Source organism: Corynebacterium sp., from assembly GCF_012837295.1.
GTDB lineage: Bacteria > Actinomycetota > Actinomycetes > Mycobacteriales > Mycobacteriaceae > Corynebacterium.
Genome location: NZ_DURI01000359.1, coordinates 1 through 8,097 on the forward strand (window position 1 = coordinate 1; position 8,097 = coordinate 8,097).

The 8,097-nt window shown below is 68.1% G+C and carries 8 protein-coding genes; 3 read left to right on the forward strand and 5 right to left on the reverse strand.

The annotated features are described in order from the left end of the window. From GX015_RS11745 to GX015_RS11755, 3 genes are all read left to right on the forward strand, one after another. Positions 1 to 347 (forward strand): VOC family protein (locus GX015_RS11745; protein WP_291345343.1); only part of this gene is annotated, 347 nt, incomplete at its 5' end. A gap of 229 nt (positions 348 to 576) precedes the next feature. Further along, the gene (locus GX015_RS11750) at positions 577 to 1,215 is read left to right on the forward strand and encodes a hypothetical protein (RefSeq protein WP_366926292.1); all 639 of its coding nucleotides are present in this window, start codon (positions 577 to 579) and stop codon (positions 1,213 to 1,215) included. Between the two features lie 117 nt (positions 1,216 to 1,332). Beyond that, a complete protein-coding gene (locus tag GX015_RS11755; protein WP_291345349.1) occupies positions 1,333 to 2,391 on the forward strand; it encodes an LLM class flavin-dependent oxidoreductase in 1,059 nt (352 codons plus the stop codon). Between the two features lie 195 nt (positions 2,392 to 2,586). On the opposite strand, the gene GX015_RS11760 is transcribed toward GX015_RS11755, so the two are convergent. The 5 genes from GX015_RS11760 to GX015_RS11780 all read right to left on the reverse strand — a co-directional run bounded on the left by GX015_RS11760 (position 2,587) and on the right by GX015_RS11780 (position 7,869). Then, positions 2,587 to 3,480 (reverse strand): hypothetical protein, encoded by an 894-nt coding sequence (locus tag GX015_RS11760; protein WP_291345345.1) that lies wholly within the window; start codon positions 3,478 to 3,480, stop codon positions 2,587 to 2,589. Between the two features lie 298 nt (positions 3,481 to 3,778). Continuing rightward, positions 3,779 to 5,911, reverse strand: coding sequence for a glucose PTS transporter subunit IIA (locus GX015_RS11765; RefSeq protein WP_291345346.1), 2,133 nt, complete (start codon positions 5,909 to 5,911; stop codon positions 3,779 to 3,781). A gap of 271 nt (positions 5,912 to 6,182) precedes the next feature. Then, positions 6,183 to 6,452 carry an ATP/GTP-binding protein gene (locus GX015_RS11770; RefSeq protein ID WP_291345350.1) on the reverse strand — a complete coding sequence of 90 codons (270 nt, stop codon included), beginning with the start codon at positions 6,450 to 6,452 and terminating at the stop codon, positions 6,183 to 6,185. 103 nt (positions 6,453 to 6,555) lie between these two features. Next, positions 6,556 to 7,248: an endonuclease NucS gene (gene nucS, locus GX015_RS11775; RefSeq protein WP_291345347.1), complete on the reverse strand. Its 693-nt coding sequence runs from the start codon at positions 7,246 to 7,248 to the stop codon at positions 6,556 to 6,558. Positions 7,249 to 7,314: 66 nt separating this feature from the next. Continuing rightward, the gene (locus GX015_RS11780; protein ID WP_291345348.1) at positions 7,315 to 7,869 is read right to left on the reverse strand and encodes a DUF2550 domain-containing protein; all 555 of its coding nucleotides are present in this window, start codon (positions 7,867 to 7,869) and stop codon (positions 7,315 to 7,317) included. Between the last annotated feature and the right edge of the window lie 228 nt (positions 7,870 to 8,097).

Genomic DNA, 8,097 nt, shown 5'->3' on the forward strand with positions numbered 1-8,097 from the left:
ACATGGGCTTCGTGAACTACCACGAAGAGGTCAACGAGGAGCAGGGCGTCCGCGAGGCCATGCTCGGCCCGGCCGAGAAGACCGAGGGCGGCACCCTGGTCCAGATCCTCGCCCCGCTGAACGAGGACTCGACCATCGCGAAGTACATCGACAAGAAGGGCCCCGGCATCCAGCAGTACGCCCTGCGCGTCACCGACATGGACGCCCTGATGGCGCATCTGAAGGAGCAGGGCACGCGCGTGCTCTACGAGGTCCCGAAGAACGGCACGGCCGGTTCGCGCATCAACTTCGTCCACCCGAAGGACGCCGGCGGCGTGCTGCTCGAGCTCGTCGAGCCCGCCGAGTAGCCTCCGCGCTCCCCGCCACTTTTCGCTTCGCTTTCTGCTTTACGACGGCCTGGCGCCCGCATCCTGCGACGCCGGGTTTTCGCGTGCCGGGGGCGGATTCGGGTCGGGGGCCGTGCCGCGCAGCCGTCGATCCGGTGCCTCGTCTAGTGTCGCAGGGGTGAGCGAGCAGCGACATGACCCGCGGGACGAACCGTCGGAGAACAAGGCCGACCCGGAGCTGCCGGAGTTCATGAAGAACCCGGAGCCCCTGGACAAGGTCCTTTTCGTCGCCTTGATCCTCATGGGCCTCTATTCGATGGCGTTGATCGCCATGCGCGCGTTCCTGCTGTCGCACCCCTTGGCGTACGCGCTGATGGTGGGCGGCTACACCAGCGCGACGGTGTCGGGCGCCAATGCTTCCGTCGGCCAGGGCACGTGGTGGGTTTTCCTGGCGGCGACGCTGTTCGGCGCCCTGAAGTTCGTGCCGATCTACTGGCTCATGGGCCGGCGCTGGGGCATGGAGTTCATCGAGATGTCGCTGCAGTACATGCCGCGGGCGCGGCGCTTCTTCACCAGGGCGCTGACCAAGGAGTCGGGCAAGACCAGGGCCATCATCCTCGGCCTGCTGCCACTGGGGTACGCGCCGGGGCCCGTGCCGGGCACCGTGCTCAATGCGATCGCCGGCCTGCTGCGCGTGGGGTTCTGGCCGCTGCTGGCGCTCAACGCGTTGAGCGTCCTGGCCGTCAACGGCCTGTTCATGTGGCTGGGCTTCACCTTCGGCGACCAGGTCCTCGACGTCGTGGAAGTGATCAACCGCTACCTGCTGTGGATCACCCTGGGCCTGCTGGCCGTGATGATCTTCCAGGCGAGGAAGACGACCGCGAAGTAGCCGCCGGACCCCGCCTCGCCGGCGAAGGGGAATCGACCGGGCCGTCGTCAAGCAATCGCGAAAGCCCATGCCGGAGCGGTCGGGAATAGCACCGGCGCCGGTTTTGTTGACATGAACATGAAATCTTTCGGGTTCCTGTCATTCGGCCACTACGGCGGCCCCGGCTCCGGCCACACCGCCTCGGACATGCTCAAGCAAGCCGTCGAACTGTCCGTCGCAGCCGACGAGATCGGCGTCAACGGCGCGTACTTCCGGGTCCACCATTTCGCCCGCCAGGCGGCGTCGCCCATGCCGCTGCTGTCCGCCATCGCCGCACGCACGAAGAACATCGAGGTCGGCACCGGCGTCATCGACATGCGGTACGAGAACCCGCTGTACCTCGCCGAGGAAGCCGCCGCCCTCGACCTGCTCTCCGACGGCCGCATCGCCCTCGGCGTCTCCCGCGGATCGCCGGAACCCGCCCTGCGCGGATGGGAGACGTTCGGGTACCACGGCTCCACCGACCCGCGCGGCGCGGACATAGCCCGCGAGAAGTTCGACCTCTTCATGAGGGCCGTGCGCGGCGAGCGCCTGGCCACCGCCGACCCCGACCAGTACGGGCCCGACCAGCACCTGCGCGTCGAACCGCACTCCCCCCGCCTCGAGTCGCGCATTTGGTGGGGCGCCGGCTCCCGCGACACCGCCGAATGGGCCGGCGAGCAGGGCGTGAACCTGATGAGCTCCACCCTGCTCACCGAGGCCACCGGCGACTCCTTCGCGTCGCTGCAGGCCGAGCAGATCGCCCGCTACCGCGCCGCGTGGGAAAAGGCCGGCCACGAGGGCACGCCGCGCGTGTCCGTCAGCCGCAGCATCTTCCCCCTCATGACCGACTACGACCGGCAGCTGTTCATCCGCGAATCGCAGGGCCGCGACCAGATCGGCGTCATCGACGGGCTGCGGTCGACGTTCGGCAAGAGCTACGCCGGCGAGCCCGACCAGCTGGTGGCGGCGCTGAAGGCCGACGAGGCCGTCATGAGCGCCGACTCCCTCATGCTCACCATCCCCTCCCAGCTCGGCGTGGACTACAACATGCATCTGCTGTCGGCCTTCGCCGAGCACGTCGCCCCCGAGCTCGGTTGGAGGCCGGGCACCGAGGGCCCGACGACCGGCTACGCGAAGGACGAGATCCCCGGGTAGCGGCGCACCCGTCCCGCGCAGCCCCGCCCCCGTCCCGTTAACCCACCTCCAATGACTTAACCCACCCCGAATTCCTTAACCCACCAGCTGTATCGGGTGGGTTAAGGCATTCAAGGTGGGTTAGTTCGTGCACCAGGCTCGCACCGACTGCACACCGCCTTCGCTCCCGTCTTGCTCCGTCACCTCGCGTCCTCCTCACCGACGCGACATCGACGCCACATCGGCGAGGCGGTGATGGCCGGTGAAGTCGCACCCTTGGGCACGGCGCTGTCGGTACACGTCGAGCAGGGCGGGCACGCACCGCCCGGAGACCACGTCACCCCACCCCACGCGAATGACACGCATCCCGGCATGCAGCAGAAGGTTCTGCCTCTCGAGCTGCTTTCTGGCCACCTGGACGGGATCCCCATGTTCGCCGGAGGTCTTCACCAAACCGTCGAATTCGATGACCAGCCCCAGTTCGGGCCAGAAAAAGTCGACCACGGCGAGCCAATTTCCATGCCGGTCGAAGATGGCCACCTGCTGCAGCGGTTGCGGGAGCCCCGCCCGATCGATGCACCAGCGCACGAGTGATTCACCTGCGGATTGGCTGCGATCCGAGGCCAAGGCGAGCACTCGCCGCGCGGACCCGATTCCGCGCCGCCTGCCCATGGCACGCAGTTCCGCGGCCAGGACGGCGGCATCGACGCTGCCCTTCCACAGCATGGATTCGACGACCACCAACCCAGCCTTGATCCCGTGCAGGAGGCACGTTTCCAGCGCCGTCCGAGCCGGCGACGTCAGGCGGATGCCCCGCGAAATGTATGGCGTCCCGATCCCCTTCACCGCGTGCCGCGCGACCGATTGTCCCGCTCTGCGATCCTTCGACCCGATGGCGAGCACGTCCACGCGCCCGTCGTCCGGGATGATGAACGCGAACCCCATGATCGCGGCGGCCGCCGGACCGGTGACGATCGCCGCGCGATTGGTCAGCCCGATGGCCATGGCGAGCAGCGTAAAGGTTTCATGCCGAGCCCTGGCCTCCACGGTCGCGTAAACGCCCCTCACGATTCGTTCGATCCGCCCGTCCCTCAGCGCCGCCTGCAGCATTCGTGGTCCGGACTCCCCCTGCATCGAACTCAGCATCAATCCCGTCTCCGCATGCGTCACCGGTGATTCCCGCTCCCCCGTCATCCAGTTCCGCCCCTTTTCGTCAGTCGCCTCGCCACCGGACGGTCGACCATGTGGTCGCCGCCGGCGGCCTCGTCGATGACTTAGACGCGGTTCGCGGTGGATCGGTTCCATGCAATCGGCCAAACCCACCTCGAATGGCTTAACCCACCCGCTATTGCGTGTGGGTTAAGCCATTCGAGGTGGGTTAGCGGGTCCGTTGCTGAGAGGGCCGGGCTCAGACCTCCGGCTTCGGGGGCTTGGGGGTCGCCTCGAGCAGGTCGTCGCCGATCGCGATCGGCCCCTGCTTCGCGACGACGTCGACCGACCCGAACTTCCTGTGGTTCGTCACCAGCACCGGGGTGATCGGCGAATAACCGGCGGCAACGATGGCGTCGCGATCGAAGCGCACCAGCGGGGTGCCCGCGCTGACGCGGTCGCCCTTGGCCACGAGGAACTCGAATCCCTCGCCGCCCATGTTCACGGTGTCCACGCCGATGTGGACGAGCACCTGCAGGCCGTTGTCGAGCTTCAGGCCGACGGCGTGGCCGGTCGGGAAGGTCACCATGACCTTGCCCGCGGCCGGGGCCACGACGACGTCGCCGTCCGGGTCGATGGCCGCGCCCTTGCCCACCTTGCCTGCGGCGAAGGCGGCGTCCGGCACCTCCGACAGCGGCAGCAGCGTACCGCTCATCGGCGCGACGATGGACAGATCGAGGGCAGCATCGGTGTCGGCGGCTGCGTCGGCGTCCTTCACCGCCACGGCGGTCGCCGCGCCGGCTCCCGCAACGCCGGCCCCTGCGGCGGGGACATGGGCGTCGTCACGCGAAGTAGAGGTGCCCGAGGACTCGGGCAAAGGAGCGTTCGCGGCCTCCTCGACCTCGGCCATCGCGGCGGCGCGTTCGCGGGCGATGCGCTCGTGGGCCGCGGCCTTCTCGTCCGCCGACCGGTAGTCGAAGAACAACACCAGCAGCAGCGACGTGAAGAACGCCGCCGCGATGCCGATGACGTAGCCGCCCAGCGGGTCGAACGCGCCGACGGTCAGCACCGAAGTGAACACGAAGGCCTTCGCCTTGACGTTGAACAGGCCCATCACGATGCCGCCGACGAGGCAACCCGGAAGCAGGCGCAGGTACGTCTTCTTGAAGCGCAGCACGACGCCGTACAGGCTCGGCTCCGAAATGCCGCCCAGCAGGCCGGCGAACATGCCGCCCGAGGACACCTGGCGCATGGAGGCGTCCTTCTCGCGCATCGAGACGATCATGACGCCCGTGACCAGGCCGAAGCACGCGAAGTTCCACGCGCCCATGGGGCCCTGGATGAAGTCGTAGCCCAGCGTCGCGATGTTCTGGATCATGATCGCGTTCAGCGGCCAGTGCAGGCCCAGCGGCACCATGAACGGGTAGATCAGCGGCACGACGATGGCCAGGATGAACGGCGAGAAGCCGTTGATGGCCAGCAGCATGTTGGAGATGCCGTTGCCCAGGCCGATGCCGAACGGGCCGACGATGAAGGCGGTCAGCGGGATCATGATCAGCAGCGAGAAGAACGGCACGAACACCATCTGGATGGCACCCGGGATCACCTTCTTCAGGCCCTTTTCCACGAAGTACAGCAGCACCGCGGCAAACAGCGGCGGGAAGACCTGGCCGGAGTAGTCGTTGAGGACCATCGGCAGGCCGAAGACGGTGACGGTGTCGCCCTGGTCGCCCAGCGCGATGAACTCCGGGGTCAGCATCGCCGCCGGGATCGCGGCACCGATCCACTCGTTGGCGCCGAGTTTCCGAGCCGCCGTCGCGCCGACCATGATCGGCAGGAAGTAGAACACCGACCGCCACATCGCGTGCAGGAACTGCCACGTCGGCGGCAGGGTCTCGCCGTCGGCGGGGCTGAAGTCCTGGATGCCGAACGTATCCGCCAGCACCAGCAGCGTGATGATCAGCGACGCGCCGAGCAGCGCCCACAACACCGGCCGGAAGGTGTCGGAGAGGAACTCGAAGCAGTAGTCGACCCAGCCGAACTTGCCGCGGACGCCGTCGTACTCCTTCTTCCCGTCGGCACCGGTCTTGGGGCCGCGCGACGCGGCCTTCGCGCCCTCGTCCTTCCCCGCGCCGTCCATGCCGGGCTGCCGCACGAGCGCCTGGTGGTAGTTGCCCACGTCGCCGCCCATGATCACCTGCAGGCCGGTGGAGCCCTGGGGGACGACGCCGAGCACCTTGTCGTCGGCGTCGATGGCGTCCTGATCGGCCAGGCCTAGGTCGCGGAGATGGAAGCGGAGCCGGGTCGCGCAGTGCGTCACGGAGGAGATGTTCTCCGGCCCGCCGACCTTGTCGAGGATGAATTTGGCTGTGGACTCGACCGATGCGGCCATGTACGTCCCTTTCGTCGGCCGTGCCGGGGGTCTCCCGGTCGCGGAGGCTGCCGGAAGGGGCGCCGTCGGGCCCGCAGCTCCCGCCTCACACCGCGGGACGCGCGATCATGTCCGAATCAGGGCCCGTTTCCGGGACTGTCGTGATTCAGAATACTCCTGCACACGCCCGAACGGAATGACCAATTTCCCGGACATTCCCGATCATGCCCGTTCGGTGCACGGGCGATGCCATCGACGGCCCGAAGGCCCCGGCTCCAGCCCGGGGGCGGGGTCAGCCCCAGCGCCGCGTGATCCCCCGGTCACCACGCTTGCCCCAGCAATTTCGGTGCCAATGCCGTCGGTCGTCCGCACGTCCCCCGTAGTCGGCCGGCCACGCCACGACGTGCGCGACGCCCGGCGGGATCTCTTGATCGCACCCCGGGCAGCGGTACCACTTCGCCGCCTGCCCGGAAGCGACGTCGCGGACGTGGAAATCCTCGTCCGCCAGCCGCCCCGGCCCCGCTTCGGTGCGGGTGTTCTGGAATGCGCCGAGGCCCGGCAGCGGGCGAATTCCTCCGCCATCGCTTGACGACGTCCCGCGTCCCCGTCCTCCGCCGCTCTTTCCCGGGCGGCGCTTCTTGCCTCGACCCACGTCCCCGCCCCCGTCAGAACAGGCGGAGCTCGTTGGATTCGGTGCCGCGCAGCGCGTCGTAGTCGACGACGACGCAGCGGATGCCGCGGTCTTCCGCCAGCGTCCGGGCCTGCGGCTTGATCTCCTGCGCCGCGAAGACGCCGACCACGGGGGCAAGCATCTCGTCGCGGTTGAGCATGTCCAAATAGCGCGTCAACTGCTCGACGCCGTCGATGTTGCCGCGACGCTTGACCTCGATGGCGACCGTGGCGCCGTCGGAATCGCGGCCCAGCAGGTCCACGGGGCCGATCGCCGTCGGGTACTCCCGCCGGATCAGCGTCCAGCCGTCCCCGAAGGTGGTGAAGTGCTCCGCCAGCAGTTCCTGCAGGTGGGTCTCGACGCCGTCCTTGACCAGGCCCGGGTCCTGCCCGAGCTCATGCGAGGAATCCGACAGCACCTCGGAAATGGTGATGCGCAGCTGCTCGCCCTTGGAGTTCTCGACGACCCACAGCAGCTCCCCCGTGTCTTCGCCCGATTCGTCCAAGATGGGCTGCTCGGCGAGCGAACACGGCGGAGTCATCCAGTTCAGCGGCTTGTAGGCCCGGTCGTCGGCGTGAACGGACACCGAGCCGTCGGCCTTGACCAGGAGCAGGCGCGGGGCCTCCGGAAGGTGGGCGGTGAGTCGGCCGACATAGTCGACCGTGCAGCGGGCGATGACGAGACGCATGCCCACCACCCTAACGGTCGGCGGGGACGGCGGGGTCCGCGGGTCGTACGGCGCCGGATGCCGGAATCAGCGGCGTCCGTTGCCGTTCGCTCGGCCGTTGGCGCGGCCCGGGGCACGACCATTCCCATTGCCCCGGCCATTGCCGTTGCCCCGGGCGCGGACGCTGCGGAAACGTTCCTCGATGTTCGTCGGCAAGGCCCTCGTCTGACGCGCCGACGGCGACGACTCCACCCATGCCACCAGCGCCGTGTCCCCGGAATCGTCGACCGCGAGTTCCCACTCGCCCTGGTCGACCACGGAGAAGGTCACCACGTGCAGCCCATCATCGAAAAACCCCGCCTCGACGGTGGTGGGCTCTCTGCGCGAGAGAATTTCCACGTCGTTGCGGGGGAAGGAAAGATCGGCGCCCGGGCGAAGCGAACGGAGCTTGTACACCAGCGCCATTCCGTCGGTGTACGTCATCACGCCATGACGCCAGGCGGCGCCGTCCCCGGCGGGGATCGGCCGAATGATCACCGGCGTGCCCTTCGAGCGCAGCTTGGTGAAACGCCACAGCGCGAGCAGGCCCCCGAGCAGCAGAACGAAAGCCACGACCACCACGAAGACGTTCAGGGCGTCCACAATGACCTCGTTTCACTCGACTCCCGCGCCGCGCGACATGGGTGGGAAGCGCAGCGCCCGGAAGAACACGGGTATTGGGAAAATCTTAGTCGACGTGCACGGCGGGCGTAAAACGAACTCGGCGAGCCACGATCCGGTGGGCGTCGCAAAGCAAAGCACCGGGGACCGCGGGCACGAAGGACCGGCACCAAAAAAGAGGGGCGCCGGCCCACACTCTCGTGAGGGACC

Excerpts from the sequence above, each read along its gene's own strand:
- GX015_RS11755 (WP_291345349.1), top strand. The coding sequence starts at position 1,333 with ATGAAATCTTTCGGGTTCCTGTCATTCGGCCACTACGGCGGCCCCGGC.
- nucS (WP_291345347.1), bottom strand. The coding sequence starts at position 7,248 with ATGCGTCTCGTCATCGCCCGCTGCACGGTCGACTATGTCGGCCGACTC.
- GX015_RS11765 (WP_291345346.1), bottom strand. The coding sequence starts at position 5,911 with ATGGCCGCATCGGTCGAGTCCACAGCCAAATTCATCCTCGACAAGGTC.
- GX015_RS11760 (WP_291345345.1), bottom strand. The coding sequence starts at position 3,480 with ATGCTGCAGGCGGCGCTGAGGGACGGGCGGATCGAACGAATCGTGAGG.
- GX015_RS11750 (WP_366926292.1), top strand. The coding sequence starts at position 577 with ATGAAGAACCCGGAGCCCCTGGACAAGGTCCTTTTCGTCGCCTTGATC.